Origin of the sequence: Microbacterium terregens, from assembly GCF_039534975.1 — a bacterium.
Classification (GTDB): domain Bacteria; phylum Actinomycetota; class Actinomycetes; order Actinomycetales; family Microbacteriaceae; genus Microbacterium; species Microbacterium terregens.
Genome location: NZ_BAAAWH010000001.1, coordinates 1,559,939 through 1,584,059 on the forward strand (window position 1 = coordinate 1,559,939; position 24,121 = coordinate 1,584,059).

Annotated in this window: 20 protein-coding genes and 1 rRNA gene; 16 read left to right on the top strand and 5 right to left on the bottom strand. The window is 68.2% G+C overall.

Features of this window, described 5'->3' with window-relative positions:
• Nucleotides 1-48: 48 nt before the first annotated feature.
• The 5 genes from ABD655_RS07035 to pheT all read left to right on the top strand — a co-directional run bounded on the left by ABD655_RS07035 (nt 49) and on the right by pheT (nt 6,189).
• Complete coding sequence (locus tag ABD655_RS07035) at nt 49-918, top strand: glutamate ABC transporter substrate-binding protein (RefSeq protein WP_344712732.1); 870 nt, start codon at nt 49-51, stop codon at nt 916-918.
• A gap of 85 nt (nt 919-1,003) precedes the next feature.
• A complete protein-coding gene (locus ABD655_RS07040; RefSeq protein ID WP_344712734.1) occupies nt 1,004-1,651 on the top strand; it encodes an amino acid ABC transporter permease in 648 nt (215 codons plus the stop codon).
• Nucleotides 1,648-2,583: an ABC transporter permease subunit gene (locus tag ABD655_RS07045; RefSeq protein WP_344712736.1), complete on the top strand. Its 936-nt coding sequence runs from the start codon at nt 1,648-1,650 to the stop codon at nt 2,581-2,583. The genes ABD655_RS07040 and ABD655_RS07045 overlap by 4 nt, the downstream gene beginning before the upstream one ends.
• Nucleotides 2,584-2,623: 40 nt before the next feature.
• Nucleotides 2,624-3,664, top strand: coding sequence for a phenylalanine--tRNA ligase subunit alpha (gene pheS / locus ABD655_RS07050; RefSeq protein ID WP_344712738.1), 1,041 nt, complete (start codon nt 2,624-2,626; stop codon nt 3,662-3,664).
• Nucleotides 3,664-6,189 carry a phenylalanine--tRNA ligase subunit beta gene (gene pheT / locus ABD655_RS07055; protein WP_344712740.1) on the top strand — a complete coding sequence of 842 codons (2,526 nt, stop codon included), beginning with the start codon at nt 3,664-3,666 and terminating at the stop codon, nt 6,187-6,189. The genes pheS and pheT overlap by 1 nt, the downstream gene beginning before the upstream one ends.
• 30 nt (nt 6,190-6,219) lie before the next feature.
• On the opposite strand, the gene ABD655_RS07060 is transcribed toward pheT, so the two are convergent.
• A complete protein-coding gene (locus ABD655_RS07060; protein ID WP_344712742.1) occupies nt 6,220-7,350 on the bottom strand; it encodes an AAA family ATPase in 1,131 nt (376 codons plus the stop codon).
• Nucleotides 7,351-7,585: 235 nt separating this feature from the next.
• Between ABD655_RS07060 and argC the strand changes: the two genes are divergently transcribed.
• From argC to argH, 7 genes are read left to right on the top strand one after another with little or no spacing between them, the layout of a single operon-like run.
• Nucleotides 7,586-8,677, top strand: a complete 1,092-nt coding sequence (gene argC, locus ABD655_RS07065; protein ID WP_344712743.1) for an N-acetyl-gamma-glutamyl-phosphate reductase — start codon at nt 7,586-7,588, stop codon at nt 8,675-8,677.
• Nucleotides 8,674-9,831, top strand: a complete 1,158-nt coding sequence (gene argJ, locus ABD655_RS07070) for a bifunctional glutamate N-acetyltransferase/amino-acid acetyltransferase ArgJ (RefSeq protein WP_344712745.1) — start codon at nt 8,674-8,676, stop codon at nt 9,829-9,831. The genes argC and argJ overlap by 4 nt, the downstream gene beginning before the upstream one ends.
• Before the next feature lie 13 nt (nt 9,832-9,844).
• Nucleotides 9,845-10,750, top strand: a complete 906-nt coding sequence (argB, locus tag ABD655_RS07075) for an acetylglutamate kinase (RefSeq protein WP_344712747.1) — start codon at nt 9,845-9,847, stop codon at nt 10,748-10,750.
• Nucleotides 10,747-12,003 (top strand): acetylornithine transaminase, encoded by a 1,257-nt coding sequence (locus tag ABD655_RS07080; RefSeq protein ID WP_344712749.1) that lies wholly within the window; start codon nt 10,747-10,749, stop codon nt 12,001-12,003. The genes argB and ABD655_RS07080 overlap by 4 nt, the downstream gene beginning before the upstream one ends.
• Complete coding sequence (gene argF / locus ABD655_RS07085) at nt 12,000-12,923, top strand: ornithine carbamoyltransferase (protein ID WP_344712751.1); 924 nt, start codon at nt 12,000-12,002, stop codon at nt 12,921-12,923. Before ABD655_RS07080 ends, argF begins: the two co-directional genes overlap by 4 nt.
• Nucleotides 12,902-14,035: a heparan-alpha-glucosaminide N-acetyltransferase domain-containing protein gene (locus ABD655_RS07090; RefSeq protein ID WP_344712753.1), complete on the top strand. Its 1,134-nt coding sequence runs from the start codon at nt 12,902-12,904 to the stop codon at nt 14,033-14,035. The genes argF and ABD655_RS07090 overlap by 22 nt, the downstream gene beginning before the upstream one ends.
• A gap of 4 nt (nt 14,036-14,039) precedes the next feature.
• Nucleotides 14,040-15,470: an argininosuccinate lyase gene (gene argH / locus ABD655_RS07095; protein ID WP_344712754.1), complete on the top strand. Its 1,431-nt coding sequence runs from the start codon at nt 14,040-14,042 to the stop codon at nt 15,468-15,470.
• 4 nt (nt 15,471-15,474) lie between these two features.
• Here the strand turns inward: argH and ABD655_RS07100 are convergent, their stop codons facing one another.
• The 3 genes from ABD655_RS07100 to ABD655_RS07110 are packed head-to-tail and all read right to left on the bottom strand — an operon-like array spanning nt 15,475 to nt 17,561.
• Nucleotides 15,475-16,335, bottom strand: a complete 861-nt coding sequence (locus ABD655_RS07100) for a CHAD domain-containing protein (protein WP_344712756.1) — start codon at nt 16,333-16,335, stop codon at nt 15,475-15,477.
• Entirely contained in the window at nt 16,335-16,940 is a 606-nt protein-coding gene (locus tag ABD655_RS07105) for a hypothetical protein (RefSeq protein ID WP_344712758.1), read from the bottom strand. Before ABD655_RS07105 ends, ABD655_RS07100 begins: the two co-directional genes overlap by 1 nt.
• A 12-nt stretch (nt 16,941-16,952) precedes the next feature.
• A complete protein-coding gene (locus ABD655_RS07110) occupies nt 16,953-17,561 on the bottom strand; it encodes a DNA-binding protein (protein WP_344712759.1) in 609 nt (202 codons plus the stop codon).
• A gap of 174 nt (nt 17,562-17,735) precedes the next feature.
• Between ABD655_RS07110 and ABD655_RS07115 the strand changes: the two genes are divergently transcribed.
• From ABD655_RS07115 to ABD655_RS07125, 3 genes are read left to right on the top strand one after another with little or no spacing between them, the layout of a single operon-like run.
• The gene (locus ABD655_RS07115) at nt 17,736-18,086 is read left to right on the top strand and encodes a VOC family protein (RefSeq protein WP_344712760.1); all 351 of its coding nucleotides are present in this window, start codon (nt 17,736-17,738) and stop codon (nt 18,084-18,086) included.
• A 40-nt stretch (nt 18,087-18,126) separates the two neighbouring features.
• Nucleotides 18,127-19,434, top strand: a complete 1,308-nt coding sequence (gene tyrS / locus ABD655_RS07120) for a tyrosine--tRNA ligase (protein ID WP_344712762.1) — start codon at nt 18,127-18,129, stop codon at nt 19,432-19,434.
• A 37-nt stretch (nt 19,435-19,471) separates the two neighbouring features.
• The gene (locus ABD655_RS07125; protein ID WP_344712763.1) at nt 19,472-20,317 is read left to right on the top strand and encodes a DUF4184 family protein; all 846 of its coding nucleotides are present in this window, start codon (nt 19,472-19,474) and stop codon (nt 20,315-20,317) included.
• On the opposite strand, the gene ABD655_RS07130 is transcribed toward ABD655_RS07125, so the two are convergent.
• Complete coding sequence (locus tag ABD655_RS07130; protein ID WP_344712764.1) at nt 20,314-21,687, bottom strand: CoA transferase; 1,374 nt, start codon at nt 21,685-21,687, stop codon at nt 20,314-20,316. The two genes, ABD655_RS07125 and ABD655_RS07130, sit on opposite strands and share 4 nt — an antisense overlap.
• A gap of 787 nt (nt 21,688-22,474) precedes the next feature.
• On the opposite strand from ABD655_RS07130, the gene ABD655_RS07135 reads away from it, so the two are divergent.
• Nucleotides 22,475-23,996 (top strand): 16S ribosomal RNA (locus ABD655_RS07135).
• Nucleotides 23,997-24,121 lie beyond the last annotated feature (125 nt).

Sequence of the window (24,121 nt, forward strand, 5' to 3'; positions counted from 1 at the left end):
GAATGGGCCGCCACAAGCGGTCCGGCCACAGCAAAGGACTGGTAGGACATGAAGAGAACACGACTCACCCTGATTGCGCTGGCTGCCGCGGGCGCGCTCACGCTCGCCGGGTGCGCCTCGGGTGGCGGAGACGCCGGCGGAGACGCAACGGCGACCCCCGAGCCGGCTCCCACGTTCGCCGAAGGCAGCACGATGGCAGCGCTGGCCGAGGCCGGTACGATCACGATCGGAACGAAGTTCGATCAGCCCCTGTTCGGCCTGAACGGTCCGAACGGTCCCGAGGGATTCGACGTCGAGATCGGCAAGATCATCGCCGCCGAGCTCGGCATCGCGCAGGACGACATCGAATGGAAGGAAGCGGTCTCCGCCAACCGCGAGCCGTTCATCCAGAACGGTGAGGTCGACATCGTCGTGGCGACCTACACCATCAACGACAAGCGCAAGGAAGTCGTCTCGTTCGCAGGGCCCTATTACATGGCCGGTCAGTCGATCCTCGTGCTCGCCGACAACGAGGACATCGCGGATGAGAAGGACCTCGTCGGGCAGCCGGTCTGCTCGGTGACGGGATCGACCCCCGCCGCGAACCTCGAGGCACTGGGTGCCGAGGTCGTCCTGACCGACACCTACTCGAACTGCCTCGAGCCGCTGCGCAACGGCACGGTCGTCGCCGTTTCGACGGACAACGTCATCCTCGCGGGGCTCGCCGCGCAGAACGAGGGCGAGTTCAAGGTCGTCGGCGAGCCGTTCACGGACGAGCCGTACGGCATCGGCCTGGCCCTCGATGACACCGAGTTCCGCATGTGGATCAACGACGTGCTCGAGAAGGCCTTCGAAGACGGACGCTACGAAGCGGCATGGGATGCGACGGCCGGCACAGTGCTGCCGTTCATCGACCCGCCCGCAGTCGACCGCTACTGATCGACCGGATGCCCCGGGTCGGCCCTGAGGCCGCCTCGGGGCATCCCACCCCCCGCATGCCGACCCACCCACGAGAGGAGGCCCGATGGAACAGCTGTGGTCGCTGATGCCCGAGTTCTGGGAGGGCTTCCGTGTGACGCTGCTCCTGCTCGTGGTGGCCGGCATCGCCGCGCTCATCCTGGGCACCTTGATCGCCGCGATGCGCATCTCGCCGGTCGCGTCGCTGCGCATGTTCGCCGCCTTCTGGGTCGAGATCGCCCGGAACACCCCGCTCACGCTGGTCTTCATCTTCACCGCCTTCGTGCTGCCGATGCTGGGCGTGCGGGCGCCGTACCTGATCCTCGCGTTCCTCGCCCTGACCTACTACACCTCGCCCTTCATCGCCGAAGCGCTGCGGTCCGGGATCAACGGCGTGCCGATCGGCCAGGCTGAGGCCGCGCGCAGCATCGGGCTGGGCTTCGGTCAGACCGTCAGCCTGGTGGTACTGCCGCAGGCGTTCCGGATGACGGTGCCTCCGCTGATCAACGTCTTCATCGCACTGACGAAGAACACGTCGGTCGCCGGCGGCTTCTTCGTCGTCGAACTGTTCGCCACCACGCGTCAACTGGCCAACGACAACGGCAACATCGTGCTTCAGATCCTGTTCACCGCAGCCCTGCTCTACCTGGTCATCACCGTGCCCCTCGGCTACTTCGCCGGGCGACTCGAGAAGCGATGGGTGGTGCGGCGATGAGCGGCAACAGCGTGCTGTTCGACGTACCCGGACCGCGGGCACGCAGGATCTCCCTCGTCATCTCGATCGTCGCGCTCCTGCTCATCCTGGCCGGCGGGTTCTGGGTGTACACCCTCCTGGCCGCCCCGCGCCAGTCCGGCGGCATCACCCTGCCGGGGATGTTCGACGGCACGCGGTGGAACATCTTCGCCGACCCGCAAGTGTGGGCCTTCATCGGCGAGGGCGTCGTCGCCACACTCCAGGCCGCGGCCGTGGCGGGCGTCGGCGCGATCGCGCTCGGCATCGTGCTGTCGCTGATGCGCAGCTCCACCATCGCGTGGGTGCGCGTGCCGACGGCGTGGATCATCGAGTTCCTGCGCGGCATGCCCGTGCTGCTGATGATGCTGTTCATCTTGCTGATCGCATCGACGGGTGCTTTCTGGGCCGTCGTGATCGCGCTGATCCTCTACAACGGCACGCTGATCGGCGAGATCCTGCGCGCCGGTCTCGTCGCCCTGCCGCGCGGCCAGCGCGAGGCGGCTCTCAGCGTGGGCATGCGCGAGTTCCAGTCCAAGATGCTCGTGGAGTTCCCGCAGGCGTTCCGTCAGATGCTGCCGATCATCGTCGCCCAGCTCGTGGTGCTCCTGAAGGACACCTCGCTCGGCTACATCGTCGGCTACAACGAGATCATCCGCAACAACATCAACAACCTCGGCAGCTTCTACGGCAACCGATACCTGTTCTCGCTGTTCGCGGTGACCTTGGCGATCTATCTCGCCATCAACCTCACGCTGTCCTGGTTCGCCCGCTGGCTGTCCCGCCGCACCGCGAGCGGTGGCATGCGCGGACGCAAGGCGAAGGGCCCGGCGCAGCCACTGGATCCGACGCAGGCGATCCTGGTCGCCGAGGCCACCGCTGCGGCGAAGCAATCCGAGGGTTCCGCACCGCGCTGATGCGGAACGGGCCTCTCCGCCCTCGGTAGACTCGCTTCTCGTGTCTGACCTTCCCGAAATCACGCCCGAGGCGGTGGATGCCGCCGCCCAGGCCGCTCTGGATGCCATCGCCGAGGCATCCGACAGCGCTGCCATCAAAGCAGTGCGCGCGGCGCACACCGCAGAGGCCTCACCCCTCGCGAAGCTCAACTCCCGCATGCGCGAAGTCGCTCCCGAGCACAAGGCGGAGTTCGGCAAGCTGATCGGTCAGGCACGCGGCCGGGTCACCCAGGCGCTCGCTGCCCGCGAGGGCGTGATCGCCGAAGCCGAGACCGCGGCGCGGCTCGAAGCGGAGCGCGTGGATGTCACCGCGCTGCCGTCGCGCGCGCGCGTCGGGGCGCGGCATCCGATCTCGCTCCTGCAGGAGCAGATCGCGGACATCTTCGTGGGCATGGGGTGGGAGATCGCCGAGGGCCCCGAACTCGAGCACGAGTGGTACAACTTCGACGCCCTCAACTTCGACGCCGATCATCCTGCGCGTCAGATGCAGGACACGTTCTTCGTCGATCCGGTGGAGCGTCACCTCGTGATGCGCACGCACACCAGCCCCGTACAGGTGCGGTCGATGCTGGAGCGCGAGATCCCGATCTACGTCCTCTGCCCGGGGCGGGTCTACCGCACCGACGAGTTCGACGCGACCCATCTGCCGGTGTTCACCCAGTTCGAGGGGCTCGTCATCGACAAGAACATCACGATGGCGCATCTGAAGGGCACGCTCGACCACGCGGCCCGCGTGCTGTTCGGACCCGAGGCCAAGACCCGCTTCCGCGCGAACTTCTTCCCGTTCACGGAGCCGTCGGCGGAGCTGGACCTGTGGCACCCCACCTTCAAGGGCGGTGCGCGCTGGATCGAATGGGGCGGCTGCGGCATGATCAACCCGAACGTGCTGCGGGCGGCCGGCATCGACCCCGAGCAGTACTCCGGCTTCGCCTTCGGAATGGGCATCGAGCGGACGCTGATGTTCCGCAGCGACGTGCAGGACATGCGCGACATGGCCGAGGGCGATATCCGCTTCAGCGAGCAGTTCGGGATGGTGGTCTGATGCGCGTCCCACTCTCATGGCTGCGCGAGTACGTCGACGTGCCGGTGAATGCGACCCCCGAGGAGGTGCTCGCCGCGCTGGTGCGCGTCGGGTTCGAGGAGGAGGACATCCACCGCTTCGAGCTGTCCGGGCCGATCGTCGTCGGCGAGGTGCTCGAATTCGTCGAGGAGCCCCAGTCCAACGGCAAGACGATCCGGTGGTGCCAGGTGCGGGTCGCGCCCGACGGCATGGTCGCCGCGGACGGGGGCCCGGCGGTGCACGGTGTCGTGTGCGGTGCGCGCAACTTCTTCGTCGGCGACAAGGTCGTCGTGACGCTCCCGGGTGCCGTTCTCCCCGGGCCGTTCCCCATCGCGGCGCGCAAGACGTACGGTCACGTCTCCGACGGCATGATCGCGTCGGCCAGAGAGCTCGGCCTCGGTGAGGAGCACGATGGCATTCTCCGCCTCGCGACTCTGGGCATCGACGCACCCGTGGGAACCGACGCGCTCGAGCTGCTCGGTCTGAACGACGTCGCCGTGGAGATCAACGTCACCCCGGATCGCGGCTACGCGCTGTCCATCCGTGGAGTGGCGCGCGAATACTCGCACGCGACCGGCGCGACCTTCCGCGATCCGGGGCTGCGCCCGCCGCACCAGGTCGAGCCCGGTGCGGGCTTCGCGCTCGCCGTCGAGGACGCCGCGCCGATCCGCGGCCGCGTGGGGGCATCGGAGTTCGTCGTGCGCACGGTGCGGGGCGTGGATGCCGCGGCACCCACGCCCGCGTGGATGACCGCGCGGTTGAGTCTTGCCGGCATCCGCTCGCTGGGTGTGCTGATCGACATCACGAACTACGTGATGCTGGAGCTCGGCAACCCGATCCACGGCTACGACCTGGACAAGCTGTCCGGCGGCATCACCGTGCGTCGCGCGACCCCCGGCGAGAAGCTCGAGACGCTGGACGGCAAAGTCCGCGCGCTCGATCCGGAGGATCTGCTCATCACCGACGAATCCGGTCCCATCGGACTGGCCGGAGTCATGGGCGGCGGGACGACCGAGATGGGTCCAGAGACGAAGAACGTCCTCATCGAGGCCGCCATCTTCGACCCCATCTCCATCGCACGCACCGCCCGTCGCCACAAGCTGCCCTCCGAAGCATCCCGGCGCTTCGAGCGCGGCGTCGATCCGAACATCCCCTTCGTGGCCGCCCAGCGGGTGGCCGACCTCATGGTCGAGCTCGCCGGCGGCTCGATCGACGCGCTCGGCGGAGCGCTGTTCGCCCCGTGGGCGGGGTCGCAGATCGTGCTGCCGGTGGGCTTCGTGCAGGGTCTGATCGGCGTGAACTATCCGACGTCGGAGGTGATCGGTGCGCTGCGGCTCATCGGCTGCGACGTGGACGATCGCGGCGACGAGCTGGTGGTCTCACCGCCTTCGTGGCGTCCCGACCTGACCGACAAATGGACCCTGGCCGAGGAGGTCGCCCGCATCGAGGGGTACGACCGCATCCCCTCTCTGCTTCCGACTCCGCCGTCGGGTCGCGGACTCACGGCCGCGCAACAGGGTCGACGCCGCGTGGGCAACGCGCTCGCCGCTGCCGGCTACGTCGAGACGCCGTCCTTCCCGTTCACCACCACGGACCAGAACGATCTGCACGGATCCGCGTCCGGTGGGCATCTGCCGAGCGTCAAGCTCGCGAACCCGCTCGACGGGCAGGCGCCGTTCCTGCGCCGCAGCCTCGTGCCGGCGCTGCTGCGCGTCGCGCACCGCAACGTCGCGCGCGGGTTCACCGACCTCCAGATCTTCGAGACCGGCGCGGTGTTCCTGCCGGAGCCCGGGGTGACGTACGGCACGCCGTTCGTGCCGCCCCTCGCGGTTCGCCCGGATGCCGCGACCCTGACTGCGCTCGATGCGTCCATCCCGCCGCAGCACCGTCACGTCGCGGTGCTGCTGGCGGGCTCGATCACGCCGAAGCAGCCGGGCACCACTGCGGAGGCGGCTGGTCTGGCGGACGCCCTCGACGCGGCGCGCACGATCGCCTCCGCCGCCGGCGTGAGCCTTGACGTGTCCCAGGGCGAGCGCGCCGCGTTGCATCCCGGGCGGACGGCCGTGCTGTCGGTGGGTGCGACCGCGGTCGGATACGCGGGCGAGCTTCTTCCCGCCGTCGCCGAAGCCGCGGATCTGCCCGGTCGCGTGATCGTCGCCGAGCTCGACCTGGATCTCATCCTCTCGCTCGCGGGCGAGAAGGTCGTCGCGGAGTCGCTGTCCGGCTATCCCGCCGCAACGCAGGATCTGTCCCTCGTCGTGGGTGCCGACGTGCCCGCCGCGGCGGTCCGTGCGGTCGTCGCCGACGGCGCAGGCGCGCTGCTGGAGTCGATGCGACTGGTCGACGACTACCGCGGCGCCGGCGTGCCCGAGGGCGCGAAGAGCCTCACCTTCGCGCTGCGCTTCCGCGCCCCCGACCGTACGCTGACGGCTGCCGAGGCCACCGAGGCCAAGCTCGCCGGAGTCGCCGTCGCGGCGGAGAGATTCGGTGCGACGCTGCGCGAGTAGCGCCGGCGTTCGCAGGTCCGGGCGCGGAACTCAGCGTGATCCCCAATGCCAGGGTGGACGATCCAGCGCACCCTGGCCCGCGATACGCGTTCCGGCCGCGTGCGGCTCGAAACGGTGGGTCACCGCGCCGGCGCGCTCCAGCGCGGTGCTGATGCGTTCCGCGTGCGTGACCACCACGACCTGTGAACGAGCGGATGCTGTCACCACCAGATCCGCGAGCGGCTCCAGCAGATCCGGGTGGAGGCTGGCCTCCGGCTCGTTCAGGACGATGAGCGGCGCCGGCTGTGCCGGCAGCAGGGCTGCGCACAGGAGCAGGTAGCGCAGCGTCCCGTCCGACAGCTCGGCCGCGTCGAGCTCCCGCAGAAGACCCGGCTGGCGCATCACGAGCCGGAACCGGCCGTCAACGGACTCCACCCGTGCCGTCGACCCGGGGAAGGCGTCGGCGACGGCCGAGGCCAGCGCACTGCCGTGCCCGGCATCCTGGATCGTGGCCCACACCGCTGCGATGTTCTCGCCTCCGTGCGCGAGCGTCGGCGAGCGCGTGCCCACCTGCGGCTGCCGCGCGGGGGAGTCCGCGTCCACGCGGAAGTTGTCGTAGAACCGCCACCCGCTCAGCGTGCGCCGCAGGGAAAGCAGCTCCGGGGCCGCCTCCGCGTCGGCCAGGTCGGTGACGATGCTCTCCCACGGCGCCAGCTGCTGATCCAGCATCCGCCACGACCCCTCGCGCACGCGCACGACACCGCGCTGCCGTTCCAGCAGAAGCGACGCGGGGCGGGGGACCGCCCCTGCGAAGACCTGCTCCCGCTTGAGCTCCGGATCCCGGGCGAACAGGCTCTGCGGGTCGACCTGCGGGATGCCGAGGTCCACGAGGTAGCCCACGGCGTCGGTGGCGAAGCCGAGCTGCACGGCGACCGGTCCCTGTCGCCGTGTGCCCTCCGGCCCGCCCGTCTCCGGTCCGGCCCACAGCAGCGACGGCAGGCCGCCTTCCCTCGCGACGGCGGGCACCAGCGCCCCGCTCGCCGCCGCAGCCAGCAGCCGAAGGGCGCGGTACAGGTTGGACTTACCTGAACCGTTTCCGCCGGTGACGACCGTGAGCGACCCCAACGGCAGCACGACATCACGCAAGGATCGGTAGCCGGCGACGGCAACGGTGGTCAGCACGGAGTCATCATCGCAGGCGATTTGCAGGGCCGGCGCCGCAGGGGCTATCGTCGCCCCATGCCTTCGGCAGCGCACTTCTCCGCCACGCTCGTACCGAGCGTCGCTCCCGCGCGCCGACGTCTGGACGGACGCCGACTCTAGGCGACCCCGCGCACCCTGGGAAAGGGAGCCGTGGGCGTCGCCGGAGCACTGAGCCCGTCGAAGGGCCCCGACCCCAGACTCTAAGGTTGAATCCATGACATATTCGGTCGCCGTATCCGGCGCCTCGGGCTATGCGGGCGGCGAGATCCTGCGGATCCTCGCCGCGCATCCCGACGTCGAGATCCGTACCGTCACCGCGCACTCGAACGCGGGACAGGACCTCGTTCAGCAGCAGCCTCATCTGCGGTCGCTGGCCCACCTGACGCTGCAGAAGACGGCGCCCGAGGTGCTGGCCGGGCACGACATCGTCTTCCTCGCGCTGCCGCACGGGGAATCCGGACGGTTCACCGACGCGCTGTCGGACACGCCCCTGGTCATCGACGCCGGAGCCGACCACCGCCTCGTGGCCCGCAGTGACTGGGACCAGTTCTACGGGGGTGACTTCCACGAGCCGTGGGAGTACGGCGTCCCCGAGCTGCTGGTCAGCGGAGCCAAGCAGCGAGAGCGCCTCGTCGGCGCCCGGCGCATCGCCGCGCCGGGATGCAACGCGAGCACGGTGAGCCTCAGCCTGGCGCCCGGCGTCGCGGCAGGAGTCATCGACACGTCCGACATCGTCACGGTTCTCGCGGTGGGGCCCTCCGGCGCAGGCAAGAGCCTGAAGACCGACCTGCTGGCCAGCGAGATCCTCGGCAGCGCCAACCCCTACGCGGTGGGCGGCGCGCACCGGCACATCCCCGAGATCCGCCAGGCGCTGGCCGGCGCACGAGCCGGCGATCCAGCGCGAGCAGCAGAATCCGGTGCGGCGCAGACCGCCGATGCCGGCATCCGGATCTCCTTCACGCCCATCATCGTGCCCATGGCGCGGGGCATCCTGGCCACGAGCACGGCTCCGATCTCTCGTGGGGCGACGGATGCCGACATCCGCGACGCCTGGGAGGCGGCATACGGCGACGAGACCTTCGTGCAGCTGCTGCCCCCCGGCCGTTTTCCACGGACCGCGGACGTTCTCGGCGCCAACACGGCGCTTCTGGGCCTGGCGATCGACCGGGACGCGAACCGCGTCGTCGTGGTCGCGGCCGTGGACAATCTGGTCAAGGGCACCGCCGGGGCCGCAATCCAGTCCATGAACCTCGCGCTCGGGCTGCCCGAGGGTCGCGCGCTCAGCGTCAACGGACTCGCGCCGTGAGCGTCACAGCCCCCCGGGGGTTCGACGCTGCCGGAGTCGCGGCGGGCCTGAAGTCCACCGGGAAGACCGACGTCGCCGTCGTCGTCAACCGTGGTCCCCTCAAGGTCGGCGCCGCGGTGTTCACCTCCAACCGCGCCAGGGCCAACCCGATCCTGTGGTCGCAGCAGGCCATCCAGGACGGCGTCGTCGAGGCGATCGTCCTGAACTCCGGCGGCGCGAACTGCTTCACGGGCACCTTCGGCTTCCAGACCACGCACCAGACCGCCGAGCGAGCCGCGGAACTGCTCGGCGTGAGTTCGGGCGACGTCCTGATCTGCTCCACCGGGCTGATCGGCACCGGCGATGAGGTCTTCCGCGCGAAAGTGCTCGACGGCACCGCGAAAGCCATCGCCGCGCTCAGCCCCGACGGCGGCGAAGCGGCATCCCTCGCGATCATGACCACCGATTCGCGCCCAAAGCGCTCGGTCGTGGGGCGGGACGGCTGGTCCATCGGCGGCATGGCGAAGGGCGCCGGGATGCTGGCACCCGGGCTGGCGACGATGCTGGTCGTGATCACGACCGACGCCGTGCTCGACGCCGCCGCCGCCGACACCGCGCTGCGTCAGGCGACCGGAGTGACCTTCGACCGCCTCGACTCGGACGGCTGCATGTCGACCAACGATCAGGTCACCCTCATGGTCAGCGGTGCTTCCGGCGTCACGCCGACCGCCGAGGACTTCGCCGCGGCGCTCGCCGAGGTCTGCCTCGACCTCGCCACGCAGCTCCAGGGCGATGCCGAGGGTGCCTCGCACGACATCGCCATCCGGGTCGTGCACGCGGCATCCGAGGCCGACGCCGTCGAGGTGGGCCGCTCGGTCGCCCGCAACAACCTCTTCAAGGCGGCCATCTTCGGCAATGACCCCAATTGGGGCCGGGTCCTGGCAGCCATCGGCACCACCGACGCGGCCTTCGACCCCTATGACGTCGATGTCTGGATGAACGGCGTGCGCGTGTGCAGCAAAGGCGGTCCCGACGCGTCCCGCGATGACGTGGACCTGACCCCGCGGGCGACGGACCTCCTCATCGACCTCCGCGTCGGCGACGCGTCGGCGACGATCCTGACGAACGATCTGACGCACGACTACGTGCACGAGAACAGCGCCTACGCATCATGAACGAGCACCTGAGATGACCGACATCGACCTGCAGGTCACCGACCCCGCCGATGCGAGCGCCAAAGCAGCGACCCTGATCGAGTCGCTGCCCTGGCTGCAGCGCTTCAACGACCAGATCATCGTGATCAAGTACGGCGGCAACGCGATGGTCAGCGACGAACTGCAGGACGCGTTCGCGTCCGACATCGCCTATCTCCGCTACGTCGGCGTCAAGCCCGTCGTCGTCCACGGCGGCGGACCGCAGATCTCGTCGATGCTGGATCGCCTCGCGATCCCGAGCGAGTTCAAGGGCGGCTACCGTGTCACCAGCACCGAGGCCATCGGCGTCGTGCGGATGGTGCTGACCGGGCAGATCAACCCGCAGCTGGTCGCCAAGATCAACGCGCACGGACCGCACGCCGCGGGCCTTTCCGGCGAGGACGCCGGACTGTTCGGCGGCCGTCGGCGCGGCGTCATCCTCGACGGGGTCGAGCACGATCTCGGGCGCGTCGGCGACGTCGTCGAAGTCGATCCTCAGCCCGTGCTCGACCAGCTCGCCGCCGGCCGCATCCCCGTCGTCTCCAGCATCGCGCCCGACCTCGATCGGCCCGGGCACTCGCTCAATGTCAACGCCGACGCCGCCGCCGCCGCGCTGGCGGTCGCGCTCGGCGCCGCGAAGCTCGTCGTGCTCACCGACGTGCCCGGGCTCTATGCCGACTGGCCGAACCGGGACTCGCTCGTCTCGCACCTGAGCACGACCGAGCTGCGCAGCATCCTCCCGACGCTCGAGTCGGGCATGATCCCGAAGATGCAGGCCTGTCTTGACGCGGTCGAGGGCGGAGTGGAGACGGCGGCGATCATCGACGGACGCGTGCCGCACTCGGTGCTCGTGGAGATCTTCACCAGCAAGGGAATCGGAACAGAGGTGGTCCTCGGATGAGTTGGCAGGATGACGCAGGGCGCGATTTGGTGCGCAGCTTCGGCGAGCGGATGGAACTGTTCGTCCGCGGTGAAGGCGCGTATCTCTGGGATGCCGACGGGCGACGCTATCTGGACTTCCTCGCCGGCATCGCGGTGAACTCGCTCGGGCACGCGCACCCGGTGTTCGTCGAGGCGATCGCGACCCAGGCGGCAACGCTGGCGCACGTCTCGAACTACTTCGCCACCCTCCCGCAGCTGGAGCTCGCCTCGCGACTGAAGCGCCTGGCCGGCACCGGTGATTCCGGGCGCGTGTACTTCGGCAATTCCGGCGCCGAGGCCAACGAGGCGGCGTTCAAGCTCGCCCGCCTCCACGGCGCCGCGACAGAGGGAAAGGCCGCGCGTCCCCGCATCTTCGCGCTGACCGACGCGTTCCACGGGCGCACCATGGGCACGCTCGCGCTGACCGGCAAGCCGTACATGCAAGAGCCGTTCCTTCCGATGGTTCCCGGCGTGGAGTTCATCGATTCCACGATCGAGGCACTGGAGGCGGCGCTGGATGACCGCGTAGCCGCCGTTTTCGTCGAGCCGATCAAGGGCGAGGCGGGCGTGCTCGATCTTCCCGACGGGTACCTGAGGGCGGCCCGCGCGCTCACTCATGAGCACGGGGCGCTGCTGATCGTGGACGAGATCCAGACCGGTGCAGGACGCACGGGGGAGTGGTTCGCCTTCCAGCACGCCGGCATCACCCCCGACGCAGTGACCGTGGCCAAAGGCATCGGCGGAGGGTTTCCGATCGGCGCGCTCATCACGTTCGGCGCGGCGAGCGACCTGTTCTACCCGGGCACGCACGGTTCGACCTTCGGCGGCAACGCCCTCGGGACCGCCGTCGCCAGCGCGGTCCTCGGTGAGATCGAGAACGAAGGTCTGGTGGCGAACTCGGCCGAGCGCGGGCGTCAGCTGCGCACGGCCATCGGCGCGATCGACTCGACACTGGTCGGCGGATGCCGCGGCCAAGGCCTCCTGATCGGCATCGGGCTGCGGCATCCGGTCGCCAAGGCGGTCGTCGCCGCCGCGCAGGAGCACGGACTCATCATCAACGCGCCGAACGACGAGACCATCCGGCTCGTCCCCCCGCTGAACATCGGAGACGTCGAGATCGACGAGTTCGTGCGACTGTTCACCGCGGCACTGCGCACCGTGGAGGACGCCCTCGTGCTCGACGCGTCCACCCGGGCCGGTGTCGGCGGCACGGCGAGAGAGGTCTCCGCATGACACGTCACCTGCTGCGCGACGACGACCTGACCGCCGCGGAGCAGTCCGAGATCCTGGACCTCGCGGTCGCCCTGAAGAAGGACCGGTGGAAGCTGAAGCCGCTTGCCGGCCCGCAGACCGTCGCCGTGATCTTCGACAAGTCATCCACCCGCACGCGGGTCTCCTTCGCCGTCGGGATCGCCGACCTCGGGGGAACCCCGCTGATCATCTCGACCGCGAACAGCCAGCTCGGCGGCAAGGAGACGCCGGCGGACACGGCGCGCGTGCTCGAGCGGCAGGTGGCGGCCATCGTCTGGCGCACCTACGCGCAGGCGGGCCTGGAGGAGATGGCCGCGGGTACCCGCGTACCCGTGGTGAACGCTCTGAGCGATGACTTCCACCCCTGCCAGCTGCTCGCGGATCTGCTGACGATCCAAGAGCACAAGGGCGAGCTGCGCGGGCTCACTCTCGCCTTCTTCGGCGACGGTCGCTCGAACATGGCCCACTCGTACATGCTCGCCGGAGTGACGGCCGGTATGCACGTGCGCGTCGCATCCCCGGAGTCCTACTCGCCCCGCGATGACGTCGTCGCCGACGCCGACCGCCGGGCCGCCGAGACCGGCGGATCGTTGACGCTCTACACCGACCCGATCGAGGCCGCCGCGGGCGCCGACGTCATCGTCACGGACACCTGGGTGTCGATGGGCAAGGAGGAGGAGAAGCTGGCACGCCTGCGAGACCTCGGCCAATACAAGGTCACCCGTGAGCTCATGTCACTGGCGAAGCCGGACGCGATCTTCATCCACTGCCTTCCCGCGGACCGCGGCTACGAAGTCGAAGCCGAGGTCATCGACGGCCCCCAGAGCGTCGTGTGGGACGAGGCCGAGAACCGACTCCACGCACAGAAGGCGCTCCTGGTGTGGCTTCTTCGCCAGGAGTAGCGCCGGCCCCGGCAGAGGCGACCGGATGGTTCGCATCCCGGTGGGACCGGCTCAACGGGCCGCAGCGGATCGCCGGAATAGACCTGGCCCGTGGTCTCGCGGTCATCGGCATGATCGCTGCGCACCTGCTGTGGATCGCGGAGTTCGACTTCGACGACGCGTCGACATGGGTCGGGGTCGTGGATGGACGCTCATCGATCCTCTTCGCGACACTCGCCGGCGTGTCGATCGGGCTGGTGACGGGAGGACGGAACCCGCTGCCGCGTGCGCAGCTGCGCGTAGCCCGGGGCCGCCTCGTCGTCCGGGCCGCTGTGCTGTGGGTGATCGGCATCCTGCTGATCGCCACCGGAGTCCCCGTCTTCGTGATCCTTCCCGCGTACGCGGTCCTCTTCCTGCTCGCCGTGCCGCTCGTCGCGCTCGGCGCCCGCGCGCTGTTCCTTCTCGCCGGAGGGCTCGCCCTCGTGATGCCGTTCGTCGTCGTCTACCTGGACCACCTGCCGATCTGGCTCACGCCCGGCGGGTGGCTCTTGGACAACGCCCTCGGATGGCACTACCCCTTCCCGGTCTGGATCGCATTCGTGGTCGCCGGTATCGGCGCGGCGCGCTCCGGCATCCTTCGCGCTGAGGTTCAGCTCTGGCTGTTGGGCGCCGGATCCATCCTCGCGGTGGTGGGCTACGGGCTGCACGGCGTCAGCGGTGCCCATCAGCCCACGGAGGCGGTCACGTTCTGGGGCGCGGTGTGGACGGCCGATCCGCACTCCAGCGGAGTCCTCGAAGTGATCGGCTCGGGTGGTTTCGCGCTCGCGGTGATCGGGCTCTGCCTGCTCGTGTGCCGCACGATCCTGACCTGGGTGGTCCTGCCGCTGCGCGCCGTCGGCGCCATGCCGCTCACGGCCTACACCGCGCAGCTCGTGGTCTGGGCGATCGCCGCCACGGTCATCCTCGGCAATTCCGGCGACCTGAGCGGGTTCCGCGACCTGGAGCCGTTCTGGCCCCTGACGATCGGCCTGGTGGCCGGCTGCACCGCATGGGCGCTGCTGATCGGTCGTGGTCCGCTCGAATGGGCGATGGACCGGCTCGCGCGGGCGCTGGTGCGCGCGCGGATAGGCTGAGCGGATGAGCGATACGAAGGGCGAAGGCACCAACGAGGGCGCACTGTGGGGTGCGCGGTTCGCGACCGGACCTTCTCCGGAGCTGGCCGCGCTGAGCCGCTCGACCCACTTCGACTGGGATCTCGCGCTCTACGACATCGCAGGTTCGCACGCCCACGCCAAGGCGCTCGCGGCCGCGGGCTATCTGACCGCCGACGAGGAAGCGGCCATGCACGCCGGACTGGACACGCTCGCGCGCGGAATCGTCGATGGAACCCTGCTTCCGGGCCCGAACGACGAGGACGTGCACGGTGCCCTCGAGCAGGCGCTCATCGTCACGGTCGGTCCGGAGCTCGGCGGCAAGCTGCGCGCCGGGCGGAGCCGCAACGACCAGATCGCGACGCTGGTCCGCATGTATCTGCTGGATCACTCGCGCACGGTCGCCCGCGACATCCTTCGGGTGGTGGACGCCCTCGTGGCGCAGGCCGAGGCGCACCCCGAAGCGATCATGCCGGGGCGCACTCATCTTCAGCACGCGCAGCCGGTGCTGCTCGCGCACCACCTTCAGGCGCATGCCTGGCCGCTCGTGCGCGATCTGGAGCGCTTCCGTGACTGGTCCGCCCGCGCAGCCGTCTCGCCCTATGGCGGGGGCGCGCTGGCCGGGTCGACGCTCGGACTGGACCCGCAGCTGATCGCGCGCGAGCTGGGGATGGACCGTCCCGCGGAGAACTCGCTGGACGGCACGTCCGCGCGGGACGTCGTGGCGGAGTTCGCATTCATCACCGCCATGATCGCCGTGGACATCTCGCGTTTCGCGGAGGAGATCATCCTGTGGAACACGCGCGAATTCGGCTTCGTCACGCTCGATGACGGGTATTCGACCGGGTCGAGCATCATGCCGCAGAAGAAGAACCCCGACATCGCCGAGCTCGCCCGCGGCAAGGCCGGACGACTGATCGGCAACCTGACCGGCCTCCTTTCCACGCTGAAGGGCCTGCCGCTGGCCTACAACCGTGACCTCCAAGAGGACAAGGAGCCTGTGTTCGACTCGGTCCGCACCCTCGAGCTGGTGCTTCCCGCCTTCGCCGGCATGGTCGCCACCCTGCGGTTCGACACGGCGCGGATGGCGCAGCTCGCGCCACAGGGCTTCTCGCTCGCGACGGATGTCGCCGAATGGCTCGTGAAACGGGGCGTGCCGTTCCGCGACGCGCACGAGATCTCCGGGTCGCTCGTGAAGCTCTGCGAGCAGCGCGGTCTCGAACTCGACCAGGTCACGGACGAGATGCTCGCCTCGGTCTCGTCGCACCTGTCGCCTGATGTCCGGCACGTGCTCACTATCGAAGGATCGGTCGCCAGCCGCGACGGGGTCGGCGGCACAGCGCCCGTGCGCGTGGCCGAGCAGCGGGCGGAGCTGATCTCGCGCGTGCAGGCAGCGGCTCACGCGCTCGGTCTGTAGCGACTCAGCCGCGGATCCGGTCGACTTCGCTGATCACACCGGCGGTATCGTCCGCGCTCTCGCGCGTGCGGGCGATCAGGTCGGACAGCGCGGTCGCCGCCTCGCCGTGGCGGCCTTCCCCGTCGAGGCGGCGCAGGAATGCGAGGGCGACGACGGCATCCTGATGCTCGCCGAGCGCGTCCTGCAGCGCCTTGCTCCGCTCGATCGCATACACGGCACCGGCGCCCATGACAGGCTCAGCGAGCTCGATCGCATACCGATGACGCTTACCGGCCTTGCGGGCCGAGTGCAGTAGGGCGGTGGCAGCGGGATCGCCCGCCGCGGAGGCGGCGCGAGCTCGACGCAGGCGCGTTCGCAACCGCGCGTCGGTCTTCTCGATCTTCTGCAGCGCGCGGTCCGCAGGACGGTCCGAGCCGACGTCGAACGGCGGATCGTCGTGCCAGCGCGCGACCTCCGCATAGAGAGCCGCGCCCCGGGCGCCGTTCAGGGCTTCTGTCACGCGGTCCCATGAGTCTGCGCGGTCGCGTTCGATCTCTTCTGCGATCAGGTGTGCAGCAGCACCCGCCGAACTCCCCGGGTCGTCGAAGCGCTCGGAGAGAACCTGCAGATCCCGCAGTTCGCCGAGCAGCAGACCCGCCCACCGCAGCTCCGTGGCGAAGCCGGCGCCGACGTCGGCGTCGTAGACCCCTCGGAATGTGCGAAGCGTCGCGCGCAGTCGCCGGATGGCCACGCGCACCGGGTGCACAACGCTCTCGTCGCGGGATGCGATCGGGAGCCGGGCGTCGTGGACGACTCGGCACTGCTCGCGAACGTACGCCTGCACGAGGGATCCGAGGGTGTCCCCGTACGCAGGTGATCGGACCATCACCAGATCGCGAGTCGCACCAAGGCGCCGACGATGCACGCCCACAGCAGACTCGAGAGAGTCCCGATGATGAATCTCTCGCGAGCCTCTGCCGCGGCCAGCTCCGAGAATCGACCGACGCCCTTGATCGCCACGACGATGGCCAGTGCCTCCGGGAAGCCGACGATGAGTGACATCACGACCGCGAGTCGTTCGAGGTAGCCGATCGTGGTCCCCCCGCGCAGGACCTCGGTCGAGCCGGCCGACTCCGTGCCGTCGGTGATGCCCGCGGCCTGAGCATCCAGCATGATGCCGCCGTTGGCTCCGTCCCGCACTCGGCCGTGGGTCGCGATCTCGAGGATCCGTCGGGTGACCGGGTTCCCGCCGAGCACGGCGACGGCGGTGCCCAGGACGGCGATGATCAGCCCCATCAGAAGCGGGACATTGACAGGCGAGACCACGACCACGATCAATGCGAGCAGCACCAGCGTGGCGGCGGCGACGAGGGGCGCGGTCGCAGGGCGCCGCAGGCTGAGTGTGATCAGCACCAGGGCCGCGCACATCGACAGGAACAGGAAGATCGACAGCAGTGCGACGATGATCGCCTCGGGGAAGAGCACGGGCATGCGGTCAGTCTTTCACGGTGCCTGTCGCCGCACCCCGTCAAGGCTCGCCAGTGTGCGCTCGAGCGCAGGAATGGCGGCCTCCTCGAGCCGGAGCCCCCCGGCCTTGGCCCGCAGGCTCACTGCCGTGGGCGTGATTCCCAACCGGGCGGCGATGCTCTTCTGCGTCAGTCCCTCGGCGAGCAGATCGGCGACCTCCCATCCCTGCGCGGACCGGCGATCCCGCACGTCCACGAGCAGGCGGAGGTAGGCCTCGGCATCCTGAGCGGCGAGGGCATCGGAGGAGGAGACCGCCACTCGGCCCGGTGCGCCCTTTGCTCGATCCACCGCGTCGCGGGCCAGGACGAATGCCTGCCCCCGTCCGGCTCGGATGTCGTCGGGAAGCGGCGTCTCGACCACTCCTGCGCCGATTCCGACGCTCCACCCTCCGTCGCGCAACAGTGCGAGCGTGATGGCCAACGCCGCAGGGGCGCTGCCGGTGAGCGCTTGAAGTTCGTCGCCCGCGTTGCGCTGGACCGGGATGGCAAGCCGATGCCCGGCCACCCGCTGCACGATATCCACTCCCGCCGGCACCAGATCGGCTCTGTTCCTGCTGTCTCGCTGGTCCGCGGTGAGAACGAACATGATCCCTCCCAGAAATAAGTCAATTGACTTGATTCGTTGAGATCAGGTTACAAGACTTAACTTCCCTTCGCCAGATCGGTCGTTCGCGACAGCCCGCAGGCTTACATCTCACGAATGAAGCTGAGTGCCTTAGCCGATCTGGACGCAACGCGTGCGCTGTGGAAACGTCGGGGCATGGCGAAAGTGGAGCACTTCGAAATCCCGGTCGACGACATCGCGCGGGCGCAGGCCTTCTACACCTCGGTCCTCGGATTCGACTATGAGCCCTGGGGTGACGAGATGGGGATGCTGCGGCAGCCCCGCAGCGAGGGCATCAACGGTGATCTGCATCTGCGCGGGGCGACGCCGCATCCGACGGTGGTGTTCACGGTCGACCGCATCGAAGACACCGTCGCGAGGGCGGTGGCCGCCGGCGGCGAACAGGTCGGCGACATCCAACCGCTCAGCGAGAACTCGCGGTGGGTCTACATCAAGGACTCCGAGGGCAACCTTATCGGAGTTTTCGACGAGATCGCCGCGGCCTGACCGCGTGGGAGGCGCGCGGGCCGCTGATAACCTGGCACGCGTGTCTTCTCCCGCCCTGACCTCGAGCGAACCCGCCATCGACCCGTCGTTCGAGAACGTCTGGGATGAGCTGGTGTGGCGCGGGCTCGTGCATGTCTCCACCGACCAGGATGCGCTGCGCGCGCTGCTCGCAGGGCCGCCGATCGTGTACTACTGCGGGTTCGACCCGACCGCACCGAGTCTGCACCTGGGCAACCTGGTCCAGCTGCTCGTCATGCGACGTCTGCAGCTGGCTGGCCACAAGCCGCTCGGGCTGGTGGGCGGTTCGACCGGACTCATCGGGGACCCGCGCCCCACGGCCGAACGCGTGCTGAACACCAAGGAGACAGTCGGCGAGTGGGTCGGCTACCTGCAGACGCAGGTGGAGCGCTTCTTGAGCTTCGACGGCGAGAACGCCGCCCGCATGGTCAACAACCTCGATTGGACCGCGCCGCTGAGCGCGATCGACTTCCTCCGGGAGATCGGCAAGCACTACCGGGTCGGGAAGATGCTCAAGAAGGAGGCCGTCAGCGCGCGGCTCAACTCCGACGAGGGCATCAGCTACACCGAGTTCAGCTACCAGATCCTGCAGGGACTGGACTTCCGCGAGCTCTACCTGCAATACGGGTGCGTGCTCCAGACCGGCGGAAGCGACCAGTGGGGCAACCTCACCAGCGGCGTCGATCTCATCCATCACGCCGAGGGCGAGAGCGTTCACGCGATCGGCACGCCGCTGATCACGAACAGCGACGGCCGCAAGTTCGGCAAGAGCGAGGGCAACGCGATCTGGCTCGACTCGAAGCTGACGAGCCCGTACGCGATGTACCAGTTCTGGCTCAACACCGACGACGCCGACGTCGCCGATCGGTTGAAAGTCTTCACCTTCCTCACGCGCGCCGAGATCGAAGGGGTCGTGGCAGCCCATGGGGCCGAGCCGTTCCGCCGGATCGGACAGAAACGCATCGCGCTCGAGGTGACCGCCCTCGTGCACGGTCCGGATGCCGCGGCCGCGGCGATCGCGGCATCCGAGGCGCTCTTCGGCCAGGGGGATCTGCGAGCGCTGGATGCCGAGACGCTGCAGAGCGCGCTCCGCGAACTGCCGCACGCCGACCTCCCTGCGGGGACGCCGGTCGTCAACGCCCTGATGGAAACCGGCCTCGTCGCCAGCCTCAGCGAGGCGCGTCGCGCCATCGCACAGGGTGGGGTCAGCGTCGACGGGGTGAAAGTGCCCGACGACGCGGCCGTGGTGGCCGGGTCGCTGCCCGGGGGAGTGTCCGTGCTGCGCCGTGGAAAGAAGACGCTGGCCGGCGTGTTCATCACCGGGCGCTGAGCCTCGGCGCAGATCCCTCGGACGAGCAGACCGAAGCATGCCGTTCACCCCGAGCCACGCGGTCGTCGCGCTGCCATTCGTGCGCACGCCGCTGTTGCCGGCGGCGATCGCGGTCGGTGCGATGACACCGGATCTTCCGCTGTTCGTGCGCGGTCTGCCGCTGCACTACGGGCTCACGCACGATCTGCGGTGGCTGCCGTTGACCGTCGCGCTCGCACTCGCGCTGCTCCTGATCTGGCGCTGCGTACTGCGGCCATCGGTCCGTGATCTGTGTCCCGATCGGCTGGCCCAGCGCCTGCCGGCGGACTGGGATGCCGCGCCGCCCGAGGCGCTCCGCGAGACTTTCGGTGTCCGACGCGACCGGGAACACGCTCTCTCTGGCAGCGGTGACCGCAGCCGGTCGTCGGTGCGCGGCATCCTGCTCCTGCTGGCGTCCCTCGTTCTCGGGGTCCTCAGCCATATCGCATGGGACCTGTTCACGCACGAGGGACGCTGGGGCGTCCAGGTGCTTCCCGTGCTGGAAGGACTGTGGGGTCCGCTCGCCGGGTACAAGTGGCTGCAGCACGGGTCGTCGGTGGTCGGAGTCGCGGTCATCGCGGTATGGGCGATGCTCTGGCTGGCACGCCGGAACCCGGGTCCGTCCATCCGCCGTGTGCTGCCGGCGGTCGCCCGCTGGGGGTGGTGGCTTTCGCTGCCTGTGCTTCTGTTCGTCGCATGGGTCATCGGCCTGGTGGCATACGGCCCACTTACCGGGAGCTGGACGATCGCACACCTGGCCTATCGCGTTCTTCCGCCGGCGTGTGCGCTGTGGGGAGGCCTCACCCTCGTGCTGGCCGTCCTCGTCCAGCTTCTGCGCGCGCGCCGGTCGGTGCGCGTCGCCTAGGGCAGTTCGGACCAGTTCGGCGTGTCGCGTCCCCAGGGTCGCGGCGGAAGATAGGCGTTCGGGCCACCGTCGTACGCGAGTGCCGGACCGGTCGTGATGACCGAGCGCCCATCCACCGCGAACTCCTGCAGATGCGGAGCGGGGTCGAGCGGCGCATCGGACGGCTCGGGCGAGGGCGTGCGCGGCATGCCGAGCAGCTCGGCCGCGATGCGCCGGAGCGATACGTCCACGATCCACGTTCCCCCGTCGGTCTCCTGAGCGCGAAGGGCCGACATCACGCCCGCTGCCAGCAGGTAGCCGGCGCTGTGATCAAGCGCCTGCGCGGGCAGTGCGCCAGGGCGCTCGCCGTCGGAGGATTCGATCCAGGCGATCCCGCTGGCGGCCTGGACGAGGCTGTCGAATCCGCGACGATCGGCGACGGCGGGCTCCGCCCCCCACGCCGTCAGGCGCGCGACGATCAGGCCGGGGTACTGCGCGGCGAGCCGCTGAGGCCCGAGGCCCAGTCGGTCCATCGCGGTGGCCCGATACCCGGTGACCACGACGTCAGCGGATGCCAGCAGCCGATCGAAGGCTCCGCGATCATCTGCCGCATTCAGATCGAGGAGTGTGGAACGCTTGCCGTGGCCGCTGTCCAGGTGCTGCCATTCCGGCTCCGGAAGCGCGCGGGGGTCGATTCGCAGCACGTCTGCACCGAGCAGCGCGAGCGTACGCGTCGCGACCGGCCCGGCGATCACGCGAGTGAGGTCAAGGACGCGGATGCCGCGTAGTGGCGCCTGCGCGATACGCGAGTCGCGGAGACGGGGGAGCGCAGCGCCGCCCTGCCGCAGATCGACGACCGGAGCGCGACGCAGCGTCGCATCGACCGCCGCGTTCTCATGGGACACGCCCACGCACAGGCCGCCGGCCGCGGTGATCGCCTGCGTCGCGACGCCCGCCGGCATTCCGCGCAGGGCTGCGGCCGCCGACTCCGCGTCTGCCTCGGGTGGCAGTCCCAGTCCGCGCAGCAACGCCGTCGCATGGTGCGGATAGTTTCCGTGCGTACGCACCCACCCATCCGATGACCGGAAGAAGCCGGACAGGGGAGCCCAGACGGACGGCCGCTCGCCGTTCAGCAGGAGATGCCGCTCGCTGGTGTACGACACCGCGATGCGGTCCGGATCGAGGGTGATGGGGCGTTCGCCGGTCAGGGTGGCTGCGGCCAGTGAGGCGGCGGCAACGCTCGCCCACGCCAAGGAAGCGACATCCGTGCGCGCCGGCAGGGGAACCGCCCGTCCTGTCTCGAGAGGTGCGGAAAGGAACGAGGGATGCCCGGCGAGCGACGCCCACACGCGGCGGAGCAGTCGGTGCCGGGCGGAAGCGGGGCCGGTCACGCCACGCCCTCGGCGAGTACAGACCGGTGGACGGGTGGATGCGCGGGCGCGGCCATGGGGGGAGGCTACGCCCGTGCCGGCCCGCCGGCCACCTGATCCTTCGGCGCAGCTGGGCACGCCTCGGGCGCCGGAAATGCCCTCCGACCAGGCAGACACGCCCGGGCGACGGCCCGGATTTGCCAGCCCCGTCAAAGCCAACGTAATCTATTGATTGTTCGCCCCACAGGGAAGCGGAGAGGCCGAAAAGCTTCACCCCCCTCAAGTGGAGAACCACCCCCCATCCTTCAGATCTCTCATTGAGAGTTCGTGCCTCCGGGTTTAGGATGGAGGTCCCCACTCCTCGAAGCTGTCGTTGAGTGCTGTTCGCTGACGTTCGATCGTCACGGACAGCCCGATTTGACAGGCTGACGGAACGGGGTAAGATAGAGAAGTTGCCCCGCGGACCGGCTGATACGCCGAAGCGCAGGGCACCTGATCACTCTTCGTGAGATGCGGTCGATGATTGCACTTCCGACGGAAACGTCGAAAAGCGCCGATTTGACAAGCGGGTCACGAAGAATAAGATAGAGAAGTTGCCCTGAAAGACAGCCGGAAGGCTGAAAGCAGGAGCATCCGATCCTTGAGAACTCAACAGCGTGCACTTGTCAAATGCCAAAAAACCTCGCGGTCAGCTTGTCTGACCGATGAGATTCTTTTGAGATTAAACGGAAATGTCAGTAATGACATCCGATCGTCAGATCAAACTCGCTCGGCCGAACCCATTCCGGTTCGATCGCAGCAAAATTCTTTTACGGAGAGTTTGATCCTGGCTCAGGATGAACGCTGGCGGCGTGCTTAACACATGCAAGTCGAACGGTGAAAGAGAGCTTGCTCTCTGGATCAGTGGCGAACGGGTGAGTAACACGTGAGCAATCTGCCCCTGACTCTGGGATAAGCGCTGGAAACGGCGTCTAATACCGGATACGAGCTGCGAAGGCATCTTCAGCAGCTGGAAAGAACTTCGGTCAGGGATGAGCTCGCGGCCTATCAGCTAGTTGGTGAGGTAATGGCTCACCAAGGCGTCGACGGGTAGCCGGCCTGAGAGGGTGACCGGCCACACTGGGACTGAGACACGGCCCAGACTCCTACGGGAGGCAGCAGTGGGGAATATTGCACAATGGGCGCAAGCCTGATGCAGCAACGCCGCGTGAGGGACGACGGCCTTCGGGTTGTAAACCTCTTTTAGCAGGGAAGAAGCGAAAGTGACGGTACCTGCAGAAAAAGCACCGGCTAACTACGTGCCAGCAGCCGCGGTAATACGTAGGGTGCAAGCGTTATCCGGAATTATTGGGCGTAAAGAGCTCGTAGGCGGTTTGTCGCGTCTGCTGTGAAACCCCGAGGCTCAACCTCGGGCCTGCAGTGGGTACGGGCAGACTAGAGTGCGGTAGGGGAGATTGGAATTCCTGGTGTAGCGGTGGAATGCGCAGATATCAGGAGGAACACCGATGGCGAAGGCAGATCTCTGGGCCGTAACTGACGCTGAGGAGCGAAAGGGTGGGGAGCAAACAGGCTTAGATACCCTGGTAGTCCACCCCGTAAACGTTGGGAACTAGTTGTGGGGTCCATTCCACGGATTCCGTGACGCAGCTAACGCATTAAGTTCCCCGCCTGGGGAGTACGGCCGCAAGGCTAAAACTCAAAGGAATTGACGGGGACCCGCACAAGCGGCGGAGCATGCGGATTAATTCGATGCAACGCGAAGAACCTTACCAAGGCTTGACATATACGAGAACGGGCTAGAAATAGTCAACTCTTTGGACACTCGTAAACAGGTGGTGCATGGTTGTCGTCAGCTCGTGTCGTGAGATGTTGGGTTAAGTCCCGCAATGAGCGCAACCCTCGTTCTATGTTGCCAGCACGTAATGGTGGGAACTCATGGGATACTGCCGGGGTCAACTCGGAGGAAGGTGGGGATGACGTCAAATCATCATGCCCCTTATGTCTTGGGCTTCACGCATGCTACAATGGCCGGTACAAAGGGCTGCAATACCGTAAGGTGGAGCGAATCCCAAAAAGCCGGTCCCAGTTCGGATTGAGGTCTGCAACTCGACCTCATGAAGTCGGAGTCGCTAGTAATCGCAGATCAGCAACGCTGCGGTGAATACGTTCCCGGGTCTTGTACACACCGCCCGTCAAGTCATGAAAGTCGGTAACACCTGAAGCCGGTGGCCCAACCCTTGTGGAGGGAGCCGTCGAAGGTGGGATTGGTAATTAGGACTAAGTCGTAACAAGGTAGCCGTACCGGAAGGTGCGGCTGGATCACCTCCTTTCTAAGGAGCACTTGGAGGCCTTCGGGCCTTCCAGAGCCAGATTCGAGACACACGTTCTCGACTGGTAGCTCATGGGTGGAACATTTGACTAGGTGCGAAGGACGACGTTCTTCACTCAGTACGCT